The following is a 15,635-nucleotide window of genomic DNA, read 5'->3' as shown; positions in this document are numbered from 1 at the left end:
AGCCCTCTCTGCACATCAAAGGAGGCTTAAGAGAGGGTTAAGCCGCAAGCCTTCTCACATTATTGCAGGTCAGAGCCGCATGAGGCGTGGTCTCCTGACATTGCCATGACGGTTGCCACTCCGTAATATTCAGGCCCACGGACGACGCCGCTTCAGATCTGAGAGCGCTCTCACTACTGTCGGTGAGCACAACCTGATGCGCGAACCGACGGACCCCGTACGGCAGTTGCCTCCCCCGCTCCCCCACCCGACCCGCGGAGAACGGAACCCCCACTCATGACGCCTCGTCACCAGCGCCCGATATCACGCCGCAAGCTCCTCGCCGCCACGGCGGGCGTGGCCCTCACCGTGCCCGCCGCGGTGACCTGGCTGCAGTCCAGTGCCGGCGCGTCGACCTCGGTCACCCTGCCGCTGGACCTGGTCAACACCACCGGGAACAACACCGTCTACGCCTACGTCCTCGGCCGCGACCCCGCCGCGGGCGGCAACTGGGCCTTCGTGCAGGCGAACGGCAGCAGCCTGTACCACCCGCCGTCCCCGGCCAACGACCAGACGCCGCTGGGCGTCGACTGCGCCATCGCGCTCAACGGCTCCGGCGCCGGCCCCCGCCGGGTGACCCTGCCGCGTCTGGACAGCGGCCGCATCTACTTCGCCGTCGGCTCGAAGCTCACCTTCCTGATGAACCGCGGCGGCGGCCTCGCCCTGCCGTCGGTGAGCAACCCGTCCGACCCGAACATCGACATCCGCCACGACTTCTGCGAATTCACGTTCAACAACGACCAGCTGTACGCCAACATCACCTTCGTCGACATGGTCGGCCTGCCGATCTCCTTCCAGCTGGAAACCGGTCAGGGCACCCAGAACGTACGCGGCCTGCCCGCCGACGGGCTCTCCCGGGTCGCGAGCGCGCTGCGGGCGCAGTCCGCGGCCGACGGCAGCGACTGGAGCCGACTGATCGTCAGCAAGAACGGCGCGGACCTGCGGGTGCTCAGCCCCAACCTGGCGATCCGCGGCAACAGCACGCTGTTCAAGGGCTACTTCGACAGCTACGTCGACCAGGTGTGGACCAAGTACCGCACCACCGACCTCAAGATCGACACCCAGTTCACCTGGGGCACCGTCACCGGCCGGGTGAACGGCGACACGCTGACCTTCCCCGGCGTCGGCAGCTTCGCCCGGCCCTCCACCCTGTCGATCTTCTCCTGCAGCGACGCACCTTTCACCACCGGCAACGACGAGATGGGCAACCTGAGCGCCCGACTCGCCGCCGCCTTCAACCGCACCACCCTGCTGGACAACCCGAACCAGCCGACCGCCGAGAACCCGTCGGCCTTCTACACCAAGCCGCGCACCAACCACTACGCCCGGATCCTGCACACCACCACCCCCGACGGTCTGGGCTACGCCTTCCCGTACGACGACGTGCACCCGTCCGGGGTGGACTTCGAGGGCAAGGTGCAGTCCGGCAGCCCGACCCGGTGGACGATCACGGTCGGCGGCACCGCGGGCGGCGGCGGCAGCACGCCGACCCCGACGCCGACCGCGACCGCCACCGGCGGCGGCGGGGCCAGCGCCTTCTCCACCATCCAGGCCGAGGCGTTCAACGCCCAGTCGGGCACCCGGACGGAGGCCTGCTCGGACACCGGCGGCGGCTCCGACGTGGGCAACCTCGGCAACGGCGACTGGCTGAAGTTCAACGCCGTCGACTTCGGTACGGCCGGGGCGACCCGCTTCAGCGCGCGGGTGGCGTCCGGCGCGGCAGCCGGGGTGAGCGGACTGGTGCAGGTCCGGCTCGGCAGTCCCACCGCCACGCCGGTCGGCAACTTCGCGATCGCCAACACCGGCGGCTGGCAGACCTGGCGGACCGTCCCGGCCGACATCGCCCGGACCACCGGGACGCACGACGTCTACGTGACCTTCGACAGCGGCCAGCCCGCCGACTTCGTCAACCTCAACTGGTTCACCTTCGCGTAACCCCCGAGGTCGTCGTGTGCGGTCCCCGGCGGGCAGGCCGGGGGCCGCACACCCGTTCCGCCGCAGGGCCGCCGGGGAGGCACCGGGCCCGCCCTACCGCTCGTCGTGGATCACCGCGAGGGCGTGCTCGCGGGCCCGGGCGCCCAGGGCGGCGTTGAGCGCGCTGAAGAGCTCGCCCGCACCGACGCCGTTCCAGCCCGGCGGGAGCAGCGAGAGCGGCAGGCCCGGGTCGCGGTAGGGCAGCCTGCGCCACTGGGTGAGCATCGGCACGTACACCCGGAAGGCCTCCTGCGGGGACACCCCGGCCGTCTCCGTCCGCTCCAGCACCGGGCGGTAGCGGCGCAGGAAGTCCGCGTACAGCGCGGTGAGTTCGTCGAGGTCCCACCAGCGGCGGACCTTGGAGCGCAGGTCGCCGAAGGCGAGGTGCTCGCCGGTGAAGAGGTCGACGTACCCGGCGAGCCCGAGGCGTTCCAAGGTCCGTCGGGTCTCGGCCGCGAGGTTGCCCGGGGCGATCCAGGCGCCGGGCGCGGCGGTGCCGAAGCCGAGCCTGGTCAGTGCTGCCCTCAGCTCGTGCCGCTTCTGGCGCTCGGACTCGGGGACGGAGAAGACCACGACGATCCAGCCGTCCTCGGCGACGGCGCGGACCCGTTCGAAGATCCGGACGTCGCCCTCCGCGAGCGTCTCCAGCACCGGCGCGGCGAGCGAGTAGCCGGCCGCGCCGTCGTGGCGGGCGCTCTCCAGGACGCCCCGCCGCTTGAGCCGGGAGACCGAGGAGCGGACGGCCGGCGGCTCGACCCCGAGGTCGCCCATCAGCCGGACCACCGAGGCGACCGAGAGCCAGTTCTGCTCGCCGCGGGCGTACAGCCCGAACGCGGTGATGATCAGCGGTCCGTGCCGCGTGTCGCGGCCGGCCACCGGGGACTCCTCGGGCCCGGCCGTCACAGCTGTGTTCTCCTCGCCTCGGGCCGGTGCCGTCCGTCGTGCCCGTCGGCGGGCAGCCTACCGCCTCGCCGCGGTGCATGATCGCGGCGTTCCCGGCGGCCGCCGTGCGGTGCCGGGCGGCCGCCGGCCGGGCTCAGACCAGGGATGTCGCCACCACCCGGTTGCGTAGTTCGCCGAGGCCGCCGACGCGGGTGACGACGAGGTCGCCGTGGCCGAGGAAGACCTGCGGGTCGCGGGCGCTGCCGATGCCGCTCGGGGTGCCGGTGAGCAGGACGTCCCCGGCGCGCAGGGTCATGCCCCGGCTGAGCTCGGCGATCAGCCGGGCGAACGGGAAGGCCATCTGCGCGCTGGAGGCGTTCTGCCTCAGGACGCCGTTCACCTCGCACTGCACCTGCAGGTCGGCGGGGTCGGCGATCTCGTCGGCGGTGGTGAGCCAGGGGCCGAGCGGCATGGTGGCGTCGATGCTCTTGCCCTTGAGCCACTGGCCGCCGTGCGCCCGCTGCAGGTCGCGCTGGGAGACGTCGTTGGCGACCAGGTAGCCGAGGACGTGCTGCAGTGCCTCGGCCTCGGGGATGGACCGGCCGTCGCGGCCGATGACGAGGGCGATCTCGGCCTCGTAGTCCCACTGGGCGGAGAGGTCCGGGTCGTAGGCGATGTCGTCGGCCGGGCCGATGACGGTGTCCGGGCCCTTGGTGAAGAAGGTGGGCCGGGTCGGCCGCTCGGCCGGGTCCTGGCCGCCGCGCTTGCCGGCCGACTCCTCGAAGTGGTCCTGGTAGTTCCAGCCGGTGCAGAGGATGTCCCGGTTGAACCGCTGCAGGGGCGGCTCCAGCCGGACGCCGTCGAGCGGCAGCACGTCGGGGCCGGCGAGGGCCGCCTCGGCCGCCTCGCGGGCCGCGTCCAGGGCGGCGGGGCCGCCGCGGACGAGGTCGTCGACGGTTCCGAGCGAGGCGGGCAGCGCCGCCACCGCCGTCCCCGTCCGGTCGACGGCCGCGGCGCGCCGGGCGCCCCCGACGGTGAGCGATGCGAGTCTCATGCCTGCCCTTCGTGAGGATCCGTGCCGGTCGTCAGAGAATGTCGATGCGAGGGGGGCGCTCGGGTGGTCGGTTCAGGGCGCGCGGGGGTACCTCCCGAGCACCTTGAAGACGACTCCTAGCGGCCGCCGGGGCGCACCAGGCGGTCGTCCGGGACGACGGCGACGCCGAGGATCTCGATCATGGCTTCGGGCTGCCAGAGCGCGGTGCAGCCGATGCCGGCCATGGCGGGGTAGACGGGGCCGGCCAGCTCCCGCCAGACCTTGCCGATCTCCTTGCCGTGGGCCTGGTAGTCGGGGATGTCGGTCAGGTACAGGGTCACGCTGACCAGGTCCTGCGGTTCGCCGCCCACCTCCCGCAGGGTGGTGAGCACGTTGCCGAACGCCTGGCGGAACTGCTCGACGATGCCGCCGGGGACGATCCGCATGTCGGCGTCGAGGGCGGTCTGGCCGCCGAGGTAGAGGGTGTTCCCCGCCAGCGTGCCGTGCGAGTAGCCGCTGGGCACGGGAAGGGTGTCCGGGTTCACGGCGACGGGCGTCATGCGACCTCCGGTCGGTGCTGCGTCGGGCCGGTTCCGCCCCGCCGCGCGGGGCGTATTGACAATAGATGACGGCCGTGAAAAAAACGAGAGACCGATCGGCCCGGGCGCCGGGCGGGAACAGCGCCGGCCCGGCAGCAGACACCTTCGACACCACCATGGCGCCGGGCGCCGCGGCCGGCCCACCGGCGCGCCGACGTCCGCCGCACGGAACGGAGCCGTCCGCAATGGAGCCCGACCTCAGCAAGTACCGCCTCGAAGGCGACAACTCGATGTACCGGCTGCCGAGCGGCCTGGTCGCGCCCGTCGTGACGCGCCGCGGTCTGGAGGACCCGGGCACGGCCGACTCGGGCGGCGCCGTCCGGGTCTCCGGCGTGAGCATCCAGCACACCCCGGCCCGGCGGCTCTGGTTCGGCAAGGTCAGCAACGAGCCCGGCTACCGCTCCGTCTCCCACCACCACGGCGAGGCCGAGACCGGCGGCTACGTGCTCTCCGGCCGGGCGCGCATCTACTTCGGCGAGGAGTTCGCGGACTACCTCGACATGGAGGAGGGCGACTGGGTGTTCGTACCGCCCTTCATGCCGCACGTGGAGTGCAACCTGTCGCGGACGAAGCCGCTGGTCTGGATGACCACCCGCACGCCCGAGAACATCGTGGTCAACCTGCCGGACGTCGCCGACGCCGACCTGCGGGACTGGACGGACCGATGACCGCCGACGCCGCCCCGCCCACCTCCGCGGTCTTCACCGCGGCGGTCACCCTGAGCCCGGCCGATCCCCAGCACTTCGACCTCGCGTTCACCGCCACCACCCAGCCCTGCCCGTGGCCGAAGGCGTACGGCGGCGACCTGGTGGCACAGGCCGCGGCCGCCGCGATGCGCTCGGTCGCCGACGGCAAGTCGCTGCACTCCATGCACGGCTACTTCCTCCGGCCCGCCGACATCGGCGCCGCCGTGCGCCACGAGGTCGAGCTGCTGCGGGACGGCCGCGGCTACAGCACCCGGCAGGTGCGCGCCTACCAGAACGGCCGGCCGGTCTACGTCTGCCTGGCGAACTTCGCGGCCGGCGAGCCCGGCGGCAGCTTCGAGGCCGGCCCCGACCTCGACCTGGAGGTGCCGGCCCCCGAGACCCTGCCCGACTCCGCGGCGTACCTGGCGGAGCGCAGCGGCGGCACCATGACGGAGGCGTCCAAGGCCTACTGGTCGGGCGGCCGGAGCTTCGACATGCGCCACGTGCCGGGCCCGCTCTACCTCGCCGTGGAGGGCAAGCAGACGCCGCACCAGGCGGTGTGGGTGCGGCCGTTCGACCGGTTGCGGCCCGTCGAGGGGCTGACCGACGACCAGCGGGACCGGGCGGCGCTCGCCTACGTCTGCGACTACACGATCCTGGAGCCGGTGCTGCGGGTGCTCGGACTGCCCTGGGCGATGCCCGGGCTGGTCACCGCGAGCCTCGACCACGCGATGTGGTTCCACCGGCGCGGGCCGGTCGACGACTGGCTGCTCTACGTCCAGGAGGCGGTCGCCGCCGAGAGCGGCCGCGGTCTCGGTACCGGGCGCTTCTTCACCCGGGACCACCGCCACCTGGCGACCGTCGCCCAGGAGGGCATGATCCGCACCGCCTGACCCTGCGTCAACGCCTTGGAAGGACTCCTCCGTTGACTCTTTCACCGTCGGCCCACCTGGACACCTTCACCCGCGACCACCTGCCCCCGGCGGAGCTGTGGCCGACGCTCGAGTTCACCACGCCGGAGCTGCAGTACCCGGACCGGCTGAACGCCGCGGCCGAACTCGTCGACCTGCCCGTCCTCACCCACGGCCCCGACGCCCCCGCGCTGCGCACCCCGGACGGCGAGACCTGGTCGTACGGCCTGCTGCAGCGGCGGGCCAACCAGGTCGCCCAGGTGCTGACCGAGGACCTCGGTCTCGTTCCGGGCGGGCGGGTGCTGCTGCGCTCCCCCAACAACCCGTGGGCGGTGGCGGCCTGGCTGGGCGTGCTGAAGGCCGGCGGGGTGGCCGTGGCCACCATGGCCGCGCTGCGCGCCCGGGAGCTGTCGCCGGTCGTGGAGCGGACGCTGCCGGCGGTCGCGCTGGTGGACCACCGCTTCACCGAGGACGTCGAGGCCGTCCGGGCGGCCGTCCTGCCCTCGCTGACGGTGGTGGCGCACGGCGGCGACGGCCCTGGGGACCTGGTGGCGCGGGCGGCCGCCAAGTCCGGCGAGTTCACCAACGTGCCGACCGCCGCGGACGACGTCGCCCTGCTCGGCCCGACCTCCGGCAGCACCGGCGTCCCGAAGATCACCATGCACTTCCACCGCGACGTGCTCTCCATCGACAACACCTTCGGCCGGCCGCTGCTCGGCCTCGGCCCGGGCGACACGGTCGCCTGCTCGGCGCCGCTGGCCTTCACCTTCGGCCTGGGCATGCTGGTCGTCTTCCCGCTGCGGGCCGGCGCCTGCGCGCTGCTGACCGAGTCGGCGACGCCGCTGCAGCTGGCCGAGCTCGTCGAGAAGCAGGGCGTCAGCGTGCTGGCGACCGCCCCGACCGCGTACCGGGCGATCCTGCGGGGCGGGCAGGAGCACCGGCTCGCCGGGCTGCGGGCCGCGGTCTCCGCCGGCGAGCACCTGCCGCGGACGACCTGGGAGGCGCTGAACGACCGGCTGGGGCTGCGGGTCATCGACGGCATCGGCGCCACCGAGCTGCTGCACATCTTCGTCTCGGCGGCCGGCGACGACATCCGCCCGGGCGCCACCGGCAGACCGGTGCCGGGCTGGCGGGCCGCCGTCCTCGACGTCGACGGCCGCGAGCTCGGCCCCGGCGAGGTCGGCCGGCTGGCCGTGATCGGCCCGGTCGGCTGCCGCTACCTCGACGACCCGCGCCAGTACGACTACGTGGTGGACGGCTGGAACGTCACCGGGGACCTCTTCCACCGGGACGCCGACGGCTACTTCTACTACCGGGCCCGCAGCGACGCGATGATCGTCTCCTCCGGTTACAACATCGGCGGCCCCGAGGTCGAGGCGGCCGTCGACACCCACCCGGACGTGGTGGAGTCCGGGGTCGTCGCCAAGCCGGACACCGAGCGCGGCTCCGTCGTCTGCGCCTTCGTCGTGCTGCGCGAGGGCGTCACCGGCGACGCCGCGAAGGCCAAGGAGATCCAGGACCACGTCAAGCGGATCCTGGCGCCCTACAAGTACCCGCGTGAGGTGCGGTTCTGCGAGGCCCTGCCGCGCAACACCAGCGGCAAGCTGCAGCGCTTCGTGCTGCGCAGGATCGTCGACGACGAGCAGGCCGCCGCGCCTGCCGCCGAGCACTGAGAGGACCAGCGCGTGAGGATCGCGATCGTCGGCGGCGGGCCCGGCGGCCTGTACTTCGCCGCCCTGATGAAGCAGCTCGACCCGGCCCACCGGGTGACCGTCTGGGAGCGCAACGCGCCGGACGACACCTTCGGCTTCGGCGTGGTGTTCTCCGACGAGACGCTCGGCGGCATCGAGAACGCCGACCCGGAGTTCGCCGCCGCGATGGCCGACCGCTTCGCGCGCTGGACCGACATCGACATCCACCTCGACGGCGGCAGCCACACCGTCGGCGGCCAGGGCTTCGCCGCCCTGGGCCGCCGGGAGCTGCTGCGCCTGCTCCAGGACCGCTGCCGCCACCTGGGCGTCGAGCTGCACTTCGGCACCGCGGCGCCCGACACGGCCGAGCTGCTCGCCTCGTACGACCTCACGGTCGCCGCGGACGGCGCCAACTCGCGGGTGCGGCAGGCGTTCGCCGAGGAGTTCCGGCCCGCGCTGGACACCCGGCGCAACAAGTACATGTGGCTCGGCACGGACCTCGTGTTCGAGGCGTTCCAGTTCTTCGTCAAGCAGACGCGGTGGGGCACCGTGCAGGTCCACGGCTACCCGTACTCCGACGCCGGTTCGACCTTCATCGTGGAGATGCACGAGGACGTCTGGCGCCGGGCCGGCTTCGACGCCACCGAGGGCGAGGAGTTCCCACCCGGCACCTCGGACGAGAAGGCCGTCGACCGGATCCGGGAGCTGTTCGCCGCCGAGCTGGACGGCCACCGGCTGTTCGCCAACAACTCCAAGTGGCTGAACTTCACCACCGTGCGCAACGAGCGGTGGCACCACGGCGGTCTCGTCCTGCTCGGGGACGCCGCGCACACCGCGCACTTCTCCATCGGCTCGGGGACGAAGCTGGCCATGGAGGACGCCCTCGCGCTCGCCGCCTGCCTGCACGAACACCCCGGCCTCGACGAGGCGTTGACGGCGTACGAGGCCGAGCGGCGGCCGGTCGTCGAGTCCACCCAGCGGGCCGCGCAGGCCTCGCTGGAGTGGTTCGAGAACATCGGCATGTACGTCCGCCAGGAGCCGACCCAGTTCTGCTTCAACCTGCTGACCCGCTCGCGTCGGATCACCTACGACAACCTCCGCGAGCGCGACGGCGACTTCGCCGACCGGGTCGCCGCCGGCTTCGCGGCGGCGCAGGGCGCGGTAGCCGCCGGCACGGCGGCCGGGGCCGTCCCGGCGATGTTCCAGCCGTTCCGGATCGGGCAGCTGGAGCTGAAGAACCGCGTCGTGGTCTCCCCGATGGACATGTACTCCGCGGTCGACGGCGTGCCCGGCGACTTCCACCTCGTCCACCTCGGCTCCCGGGCGATGGGCGGCGCGGGCCTCGTCATGACCGAGATGGTCTGCGTCTCCGAGGACGCCCGGATCACCCCCGGCTGCACCGGCCTGTGGACGGACGGGCAGCGCGACGCCTGGCGCCGGATCGTCTCCTACGTGCACGGGCAGAGCTCCGCCCGGATCGGCCTGCAGCTCGGCCACGCGGGGCGCAAGGGCTCCACCCGGCTGATGTGGGAGGGCATGGACGACCCGCTGGCGGAGGGCAACTGGCCGGTCGTCGGCCCCTCGCCGCTGCCGTACGGGCCCGGCTCGGCGACCCCGCGCGAGGTGACCCGGGCGGACCTGGACCGGATCACCGCCGACTTCGTCGCGGCGGCCCGGCGCGGCGCCGAAGCCGGCTTCGACCTGCTCGAACTGCACTGCGCGCACGGCTACCTGCTCTCGTCCTTCCTGTCGCCGCTGGCGAACCGCCGCACCGACGAGTACGGCGGTTCGCTGGAGAACCGGCTGCGCTACCCGCTGGAGGTCTTCGACGCCGTCCGCGCCGTCTGGCCGGCCGAGCGCCCGGTGATCGTGCGCATCTCGGCCACCGACTGGGCGCCCGACGGCAACACCGAGCACGACGCGGTGGAGATCGCCCGCGCCTTCGTCTCCCACGGCGCGGCCGCCGTGGACGTCTCCTCCGGCCAGGTCACCAAGGACGAGCGCCCCGCCTACGGCCGCTCCTACCAGACGCCGTTCGCCGACCGGATCCGGCACGAGGTCGCGGCCGCCGCCGGCGCCGCCGTCATCGCGGTCGGCGCGATCGCCTCCTACGACGACGTGAACTCCATCCTGCTGGCCGGGCGCGCCGACCTCTGCGCGATCGGCCGCACCCACCTCTACGACCCGCACTGGACGCTGCACGCGGCCGCCGAGCAGGACTACCGCGGACCCGCCGCGGACTGGCCGCTGCCCTTCCGGGCGGGCAGCCGCAAGCCGCCCTCGGCGCGGACGGACGCGGTGCGGCCCCGCCTCTCGCTGCTCCGCGCGGAGGGCCCGGACCGTGCCGTCCACCTGCGCTGGACGCCTCCCCGGCAGCCGGCCCGGGTGCCCTGAGGCGCCCCGGCGGCAGGGCGGGTCAAGCCGCCGAGCGTTCGACGGTGCCCCTGAGGTGCTTCATGATCGACTGGTCGCTCCGGGTGCTGTGGTCGGCGAGCGCGCAGAGCACGTTCGTCTCCGGCATGCAGCCCGCCGCGCAGCCGCGCGGGATGTCGTAGGGCACGGCGGGGTAGACGTGCGGCGAACGGGTCGAGCGGTCGCGGGCGGTGCTGGTGATGTCGACCGGTGTGTCGTCGTTCGGTCGGAGGCGTTCACGGCACTCACCCTTCGGCGTCGGGCCCCCTGGCGTCCGGCGCCGCGGCGTCCCGTCCCCCGGCTTCGAGGGGGGCATCGGAGGACGACGTCGGCGGGTGGGTTCCGGGACGCGGGCCGGTGCCCGCTGCCCGGGCCATGCCCGGTGGACGGCCCCCGCGGCGCCGAGGGCGGGGGCGGGGGCCGCGCGGCCGCCGTCCGGCCGGTCCGGCCGCCTGCCGCTAGGGTGGCAAGCGTTGTGTCCTTTTTGCAATGAAGTGAGTGATTTCCATGGGCTTGCCCCCCACGGAAGGCTTCGGCTCCTTCGGGTCCGCGGATCCCTTCTCCGACCGGCTCGACCGCTTCTTCGGCATGTCCGCGGCGTCCTCGCCGCCCGCCGTGCAGCGCGTGCCGATCGGTCGGCTGCTGACCGGGTCCGCCCGCGCGCTGATCGCCCGCGCCTCGCAGCGCGGGGACGGCAGCGGAGGCCCGGACACCGAGCACCCGGTCGCGCACGGCCACCGGCCGGGGTTCGGCGCCCGGCCGCTGCGCCGCACCGTCCAGGGCGAACTCGACAACCGCATCGCCGAACCGGTGCTCGGCGGGGCGGCCGACAAGGGCGACACCTTCGTCGCCGACGTGCAGGACGGCGAATTGCGGGTAACCGCCCGTCACCCCGCCGACGGCACCGCGCCGGACGCGGCATGACCGACACCGGCCGACAGGACGGCCAGGAGGGAAGGACGGTGGAGATGCCCGCTCCGCAGCCGGTGCTCAGCCCGCTGACCACCGCGTCGCTGTTCCTCGTGCTCACCGTCGACCCCGGCGGCGAGCCGGTGGTGCGCGAGCTGCTGGCCGACCTCGCCGGCCTGCAGCGCAGCGTGGGCTTCGGACACCCCGACGGGCGGCTCAGCGTCGTCGCCGGGATCGGCTCGGCCTGCTGGGACCGGCTCGTGGACGGCCCCCGTCCGGCCGGACTGCACCCCTTCCGGGAGTTGCAGGGCGCCCGGCACCGGGCCCCGGCCACACCGGGCGACCTGCTCCTGCACATCCGGGCCGCCCGGCAGGACCTCTGCTTCTCGCTCGGCTCGGAGATCATGTCCAGGCTGCGCGGCGCGGTCGCGGTGGCCGACGAGGTCACCGGCTTCACGTACCTCGACCAGCGCGACCTGCTCGGCTTCGTCGACGGCACCGAGAACCCCGTCGGCCGGGCGGCCGCCGAGGCCGTGCTGATCGGCGCGGAGGACCCGGACTTCGCCGGCGGCGCCTACGTGATCGTGCAGAAGTACCTGCACGACCTCGACGCCTGGAACCGGCTGCCGGTCGAGCAGCAGGAGCGGATCGTCGGCCGCCGCAAGCTCACCAACGTCGAGATCGACTCCCCCGGCTCGCACGTCGAGCTGAACACGATCACCGGCCCGGACGGCGGCGAGCGGCAGATCCTGCGCGACAACATGCCGTTCGGCAGTCCCGGCAGCGGCGAGTTCGGCACGTACTTCATCGGGTACGCGCGGACGCCGGAGGTCACCGAGGAGATGCTGCGCCACATGTTCCTCGGCGACGGGCCGGTGAGCCACGACCGGATCCTCGACTTCTCCACGGCCGTCACCGGCACGCTGTTCTTCGTGCCCTCCGCCGACCTGCTGGAGGACCTCGGGGCCGAGGAGGACGCCGGTGCGGGCGAGCGGGGGTCGCTCGGCATCGGCGATCTGAAGAGCCGCTGACCGCCCCCGCAGCCCGGCGGCACCGCAGCAACCGAACCAGGCAACAGGAGGCCCGACCCATGGACAACCTGCACCGCGAACTCGCGCCCGTCTCGGCCGCCGCCTGGGCCGACCTGGAGCAGGAGGCCCGGCGCACCTTCACCCGGCACGTGGCCGCCCGCCGCATCGTCGACGTGCCCGAGGCCGGCGGAACGGAACTCGCCGCGGTCAACACCGGCCGCCTGGACGAGATCCGTTCACCGGACCCGGGCGTGCGGGGCCGGCTGCGGCAGGCGCAGCCGCTGGTCGAGCTGCGGGTGCCGTTCACCGTCGACCGGTCGCAGGTGGACGACGTCGCCCGGGGCGCCCAGGACGCGGACTGGGCGCCGGTGAAGGAGGCCGCCCGGCGGATCGCCTTCGCCGAGGACCGCGCCGTCTTCGAGGGCTACCCGGCCGCCGGCATCGCCGGCCTGCGGGCCTCCTCCGCGAACGAGGCGCTGACGCTGCCCGCGGACCCGCGCGACTACCCGAACGTGATCAGCCGGGCGATCGGCGAACTCCGGCTGGCCGGTGTCGGCGGCGCCTACACCCTCGCCCTCAGCGCGGACGCCTTCACCGCCGTCAGCGAGACCTCCGACCACGGGTACCCGATCCACGAGCACCTGCGCCGCCTCCTCGACGGCGAGATCATCTGGGCCCCCGCCATCGACGGCGCCTTCCTGATCTCCACCCGCGGCGGCGACTTCACCCTCCAGCTCGGCCAGGACCTGTCCATCGGCTACCTCGCCCACGACACCGACACCGTGGAGCTGTACTTCCAGGAGTCGCTGACCTTCCTCGTGCACACCGAGGAGGCCGTCGTCGCGATCGGCCCCGCCCCCGCGGCGTAGCCGCGGCCGCCGGGGCCGGGGTTCAGTTGGCGGCGCTCTCCGCCGCGATCATGTTGATCAGCCCCGTCCTGCCGTGTTCCTCCAGGTGGCGGCGCTGGCGTTCGGCACCGTTGCCCTCCCGCAGCAGGCGACCGACCAGCGGGGCCACCGCTCGGGTGTCGCCGAGCTCCTCGAGGGCCGGGGCGAGGAGTTCCAGCATGCCCGCGACGACCGCGCCGGCCGGCCGGGACAATCCGGTCGCCGGGTCGTGCAGCGTGCCGTCCATGCCGTACCGGGCGGCGTGCCAGGCCGCGCCCTCCAGGCTCTCCGGCGTCCGGCCGTCCGGCGGGACCCCTTCGGCGGCGTCCCGCTTCACCGTGACGACCAGGGCCCGGACCAGCCCGGCCAGCATCACCGCCTCGTCGGCGCGCAGCTGGACGTCCATCGACCGCAGCTCCACGGTCGGGAACTTGGCGGACAGCCGGGCCTGCCAGTACAGCTGGCCGCGGTCGCGGATCAGCCGGGCCTCCAGCAGGTGGTCGATCCGGCGCTCGTAGTCCCGCGCGTCGGCGAAGTACGGCGGGATGCCGCTGATCGGCCAGCGGCCGAAGACCACCGTCCGCCAGCTCGCGTAGCCGGTGTCGGTGCCGTACCAGAGCGGCGAGTTGGCCGAGAGCGCGGTCAGCACCGGCAGCCAGGGCCGCAGCCGGTTGAGCACCGCGACCCCGGTCTCCGGGTCGGGCACGGCCACGTGCACGTGCATGCCGTTGATCATCGCTTCGTCGGCCAGCCGCGTGACGATGCTCCGGATCGAGTGGTAGCGCGGGGAGTCCACGATCGCCGGCGGAGCGTCCGGCGCGTACGGGGCGGTGCCGCAGGCCGCCAGCCGGCAGCCCGCCGACTCCGCCGCCGTCGCCAGCGCGTGCCGCAGCCGGAGCAGGTGGCCGCCGACCTCGCCCAGTCCCCGGCAGACCGGGGTGGCCACCTCCACCTGGGCCTGCAGCAGCTCGTTCTGCAGTTCGTCGTGGTGCACCGCGGGGTGCAGTCCGGCGATCCGCCGCACCTCGTCGACCCGCGGCAGCGGCAGCCCGCTCTCGGGGTCGAGCAGCAGGTACTCCTCCTCGACCCCGATCGTCGGGGGTCCGCCCGGATCCGTGACCGTTCCGCCCCCGCCTGCCGTGTCGGTGCCAGCGCCCATGACTCCGGGCTACCACGTCCGCCGTGTCGGCACATCCGGGCGGGCGTTCCCGGGGCGCCCGGCCAGGGCTTGTCCGACGATTCGCGTCGCATCGGCGCGCGGCGTCGGGCGCCCGACCGGGTGTGCCGCCGTATCGGCCTCGTACTGGACGTACTCGGGCGATACGGCGGTGCGTCCGGTCGGGATGCCCGGCGTCGCGCGCGCGGCGGGAATCGTCGGACAGGCCCTAAGGCTTGTCCGACGGGGCGAGGCCGCCGGGGACGGGGGCGACGGGCTTGCGGCGGCGGTGGCGCAGCCAGACGAAGAGCAGCAGGCAGGGCAGCAGCAGTCCACCGAGGGTGAGCACCAGGAAGGCCGTGAAGCTGGTGATGTTCCTGACCAGCCAGGCGAAGTTCTGGCCGAAGAAGCCGACGACGAAGGAGAGCGGCAGGAAGACCGTGGCGATGACGGTGAGTCGCTCCATGGTGGCGCTCTGGCGCAGGGTGATGGTGTTCTGCTCCACGGAGATCACCGCGATGTTCGCCTCCAGGACGGTGGCCAGCAGGTCGCGCTGGGCCGCGACCTCCTCGTTGACCAGCAGGAGGTGGTCGTGCACGTCGCGGAAGAACGGCAGCAGCTCGGCCGGTGCCCGGCCGGGCTGCAGGCGCCGGGCGAGCACGGCGAGCAGCGGGTGGACGGCGCGGTAGAAGTCGGTGGCCTCGCGCCGCAGGAAGTAGATCCGCTCGGTCGGCGCGACGGCGCCGGAGAAGACGGTGGCCTCGATCTGCTCGATGTCGCGGTCGAGTTCCGCGACGACCGGGGCGTAGCCGTCGACGACCTGGTCGAGGATGGCCCACAGGGTCGCGGCGCTGCCGGTGCGCAGCAGGTCCGGGCGGCGTTCGAGGCGGCTGCGGGCGCCGGCCAGTTCGCTGGCGATGCCCTGCCGGACGGTGATCACGAAGTGTTCGGCGAGGAAGATGCTGATCTCGCCGGTGTCGATCTCCTCGCGCTCGTCGTCGTACCGCGCGGTGCGCAGGATGATGAGTTCGGTGCCGTCCTCGTACTGCTCGGCCTTCGGCCGCAGGTGGAAGGCCTGGGCGTCCTCGACGGCGAGTTCGTGCAGGCCGAAGGTCTCCTGGACGCCGGCCAGCTCGTCGGGCCCGGGTTCGAAGACGCCGAGCCAGACGAATCCACCCTTCCGGGCGTGCGCGGCGGCCTCCTCCAGCGGCATCGCGCCCTCGTGCTGCCGGCGTCCGTCGCGGTAGTGCGCGCAGTCCACGATCATGACCGTCTCCTCGCGTCCGGCCGACCGCGCCGTGCGTCGCCCGGATGCGGCACGGCGCGCCGTACCCGCCCCCGGCAACCGATGTTCCTCCGAGTCGGGGGGGGGCCCCCCCCCGCGGCCCCCCCCCCCCGGGGGGGCCGCGGGGGCCCCCGGGGCCG

The 15,635-nt window shown here is 73.5% G+C and carries 12 protein-coding genes and 3 pseudogenes; 9 read left to right on the top strand and 6 right to left on the bottom strand.

Annotated features, from left to right (window positions below):
* Nucleotides 1-276: 276 nt before the first annotated feature.
* A complete protein-coding gene (locus AB0O09_RS11910; protein WP_363541453.1) occupies nt 277-1,974 on the top strand; it encodes a beta-1,3-glucanase family protein in 1,698 nt (565 codons plus the stop codon).
* 93 nt (nt 1,975-2,067) lie between these two features.
* On the opposite strand, the gene AB0O09_RS11905 is transcribed toward AB0O09_RS11910, so the two are convergent.
* The 3 genes from AB0O09_RS11905 to AB0O09_RS11895 form a co-directional block, all read right to left on the bottom strand.
* Nucleotides 2,068-2,916: a PaaX family transcriptional regulator C-terminal domain-containing protein gene (locus AB0O09_RS11905; RefSeq protein ID WP_363541452.1), complete on the bottom strand. Its 849-nt coding sequence runs from the start codon at nt 2,914-2,916 to the stop codon at nt 2,068-2,070.
* Nucleotides 2,917-3,049: 133 nt separating this feature from the next.
* Nucleotides 3,050-3,949 carry a fumarylacetoacetate hydrolase family protein gene (locus AB0O09_RS11900; RefSeq protein ID WP_363541451.1) on the bottom strand — a complete coding sequence of 300 codons (900 nt, stop codon included), beginning with the start codon at nt 3,947-3,949 and terminating at the stop codon, nt 3,050-3,052.
* 116 nt (nt 3,950-4,065) lie between these two features.
* Nucleotides 4,066-4,488 (bottom strand): RidA family protein, encoded by a 423-nt coding sequence (locus AB0O09_RS11895; protein WP_363541449.1) that lies wholly within the window; start codon nt 4,486-4,488, stop codon nt 4,066-4,068.
* A 224-nt stretch (nt 4,489-4,712) separates the two neighbouring features.
* Here AB0O09_RS11895 and AB0O09_RS11890 point away from each other — a divergent pair, with 224 nt between their 5' ends.
* The 4 genes from AB0O09_RS11890 to AB0O09_RS11875 are packed head-to-tail and all read left to right on the top strand — an operon-like array spanning nt 4,713 to nt 10,209.
* Nucleotides 4,713-5,195 carry a cupin domain-containing protein gene (locus tag AB0O09_RS11890; protein ID WP_344627205.1) on the top strand — a complete coding sequence of 161 codons (483 nt, stop codon included), beginning with the start codon at nt 4,713-4,715 and terminating at the stop codon, nt 5,193-5,195.
* A complete protein-coding gene (locus tag AB0O09_RS11885) occupies nt 5,192-6,106 on the top strand; it encodes an acyl-CoA thioesterase domain-containing protein (protein ID WP_363541448.1) in 915 nt (304 codons plus the stop codon). The genes AB0O09_RS11890 and AB0O09_RS11885 overlap by 4 nt, the downstream gene beginning before the upstream one ends.
* Nucleotides 6,107-6,138: 32 nt before the next feature.
* Nucleotides 6,139-7,797: an AMP-binding protein gene (locus AB0O09_RS11880; protein ID WP_363541447.1), complete on the top strand. Its 1,659-nt coding sequence runs from the start codon at nt 6,139-6,141 to the stop codon at nt 7,795-7,797.
* Nucleotides 7,798-7,809: 12 nt separating this feature from the next.
* On the top strand, nt 7,810-10,209 hold the full coding sequence (locus AB0O09_RS11875; protein ID WP_363541446.1) for a bifunctional salicylyl-CoA 5-hydroxylase/oxidoreductase: 2,400 nt from the start codon (nt 7,810-7,812) through the stop codon (nt 10,207-10,209).
* A gap of 22 nt (nt 10,210-10,231) precedes the next feature.
* Here AB0O09_RS11875 and AB0O09_RS11870 read toward each other — a convergent pair.
* Nucleotides 10,232-10,438: pseudogene (locus tag AB0O09_RS11870) on the bottom strand (hypothetical protein); the annotation flags it as partial.
* 296 nt (nt 10,439-10,734) lie between these two features.
* Between AB0O09_RS11870 and AB0O09_RS11865 the strand changes: the two are divergent.
* From AB0O09_RS11865 to AB0O09_RS11850, 4 genes and pseudogenes are all read left to right on the top strand, one after another.
* Nucleotides 10,735-10,947, top strand: a pseudogene (locus AB0O09_RS11865) (hypothetical protein); the annotation flags it as partial.
* 15 nt (nt 10,948-10,962) lie between these two features.
* Nucleotides 10,963-11,151, top strand: a pseudogene (locus tag AB0O09_RS11860) (hypothetical protein); the annotation flags it as partial.
* Nucleotides 11,152-11,195: 44 nt separating this feature from the next.
* Nucleotides 11,196-12,167 carry a Dyp-type peroxidase gene (locus AB0O09_RS11855; RefSeq protein ID WP_363541612.1) on the top strand — a complete coding sequence of 324 codons (972 nt, stop codon included), beginning with the start codon at nt 11,196-11,198 and terminating at the stop codon, nt 12,165-12,167.
* A 59-nt stretch (nt 12,168-12,226) separates the two neighbouring features.
* A complete protein-coding gene (locus AB0O09_RS11850; protein ID WP_363541445.1) occupies nt 12,227-13,036 on the top strand; it encodes a family 1 encapsulin nanocompartment shell protein in 810 nt (269 codons plus the stop codon).
* 22 nt (nt 13,037-13,058) lie between these two features.
* On the opposite strand, the gene AB0O09_RS11845 is transcribed toward AB0O09_RS11850, so the two are convergent.
* Nucleotides 13,059-14,213: a glutamate--cysteine ligase gene (locus tag AB0O09_RS11845; RefSeq protein ID WP_363541444.1), complete on the bottom strand. Its 1,155-nt coding sequence runs from the start codon at nt 14,211-14,213 to the stop codon at nt 13,059-13,061.
* A 226-nt stretch (nt 14,214-14,439) separates the two neighbouring features.
* The gene (locus tag AB0O09_RS11840) at nt 14,440-15,477 is read right to left on the bottom strand and encodes a CorA family divalent cation transporter (RefSeq protein ID WP_363541443.1); all 1,038 of its coding nucleotides are present in this window, start codon (nt 15,475-15,477) and stop codon (nt 14,440-14,442) included.
* Nucleotides 15,478-15,635: the final 158 nt, after the last annotated feature.

Source organism: Kitasatospora sp. NPDC093679 (genome assembly GCF_040683455.1).
Lineage (GTDB): Bacteria > Actinomycetota > Actinomycetes > Streptomycetales > Streptomycetaceae > Kitasatospora > Kitasatospora arboriphila.
Note: the sequence above shows the minus strand (reverse complement) of the source record. Positions and strands in the feature narration are given on the sequence as shown.

What these genes read in the sequence shown, in the direction of transcription:
- AB0O09_RS11855 (WP_363541612.1), top strand. Translation starts at nt 11,196, where the DNA reads ATGCCCGCTCCGCAGCCGGTGCTCAGCCCGCTGACCACCGCGTCGCTG.
- AB0O09_RS11845 (WP_363541444.1), bottom strand. Translation starts at nt 14,213, where the DNA reads ATGGGCGCTGGCACCGACACGGCAGGCGGGGGCGGAACGGTCACGGAT.
- AB0O09_RS11885 (WP_363541448.1), top strand. Translation starts at nt 5,192, where the DNA reads ATGACCGCCGACGCCGCCCCGCCCACCTCCGCGGTCTTCACCGCGGCG.
- AB0O09_RS11890 (WP_344627205.1), top strand. Translation starts at nt 4,713, where the DNA reads ATGGAGCCCGACCTCAGCAAGTACCGCCTCGAAGGCGACAACTCGATG.
- AB0O09_RS11850 (WP_363541445.1), top strand. Translation starts at nt 12,227, where the DNA reads ATGGACAACCTGCACCGCGAACTCGCGCCCGTCTCGGCCGCCGCCTGG.
- AB0O09_RS11900 (WP_363541451.1), bottom strand. Translation starts at nt 3,949, where the DNA reads ATGAGACTCGCATCGCTCACCGTCGGGGGCGCCCGGCGCGCCGCGGCC.
- AB0O09_RS11910 (WP_363541453.1), top strand. Translation starts at nt 277, where the DNA reads ATGACGCCTCGTCACCAGCGCCCGATATCACGCCGCAAGCTCCTCGCC.
- AB0O09_RS11840 (WP_363541443.1), bottom strand. Translation starts at nt 15,477, where the DNA reads ATGATCGTGGACTGCGCGCACTACCGCGACGGACGCCGGCAGCACGAG.
- AB0O09_RS11895 (WP_363541449.1), bottom strand. Translation starts at nt 4,488, where the DNA reads ATGACGCCCGTCGCCGTGAACCCGGACACCCTTCCCGTGCCCAGCGGC.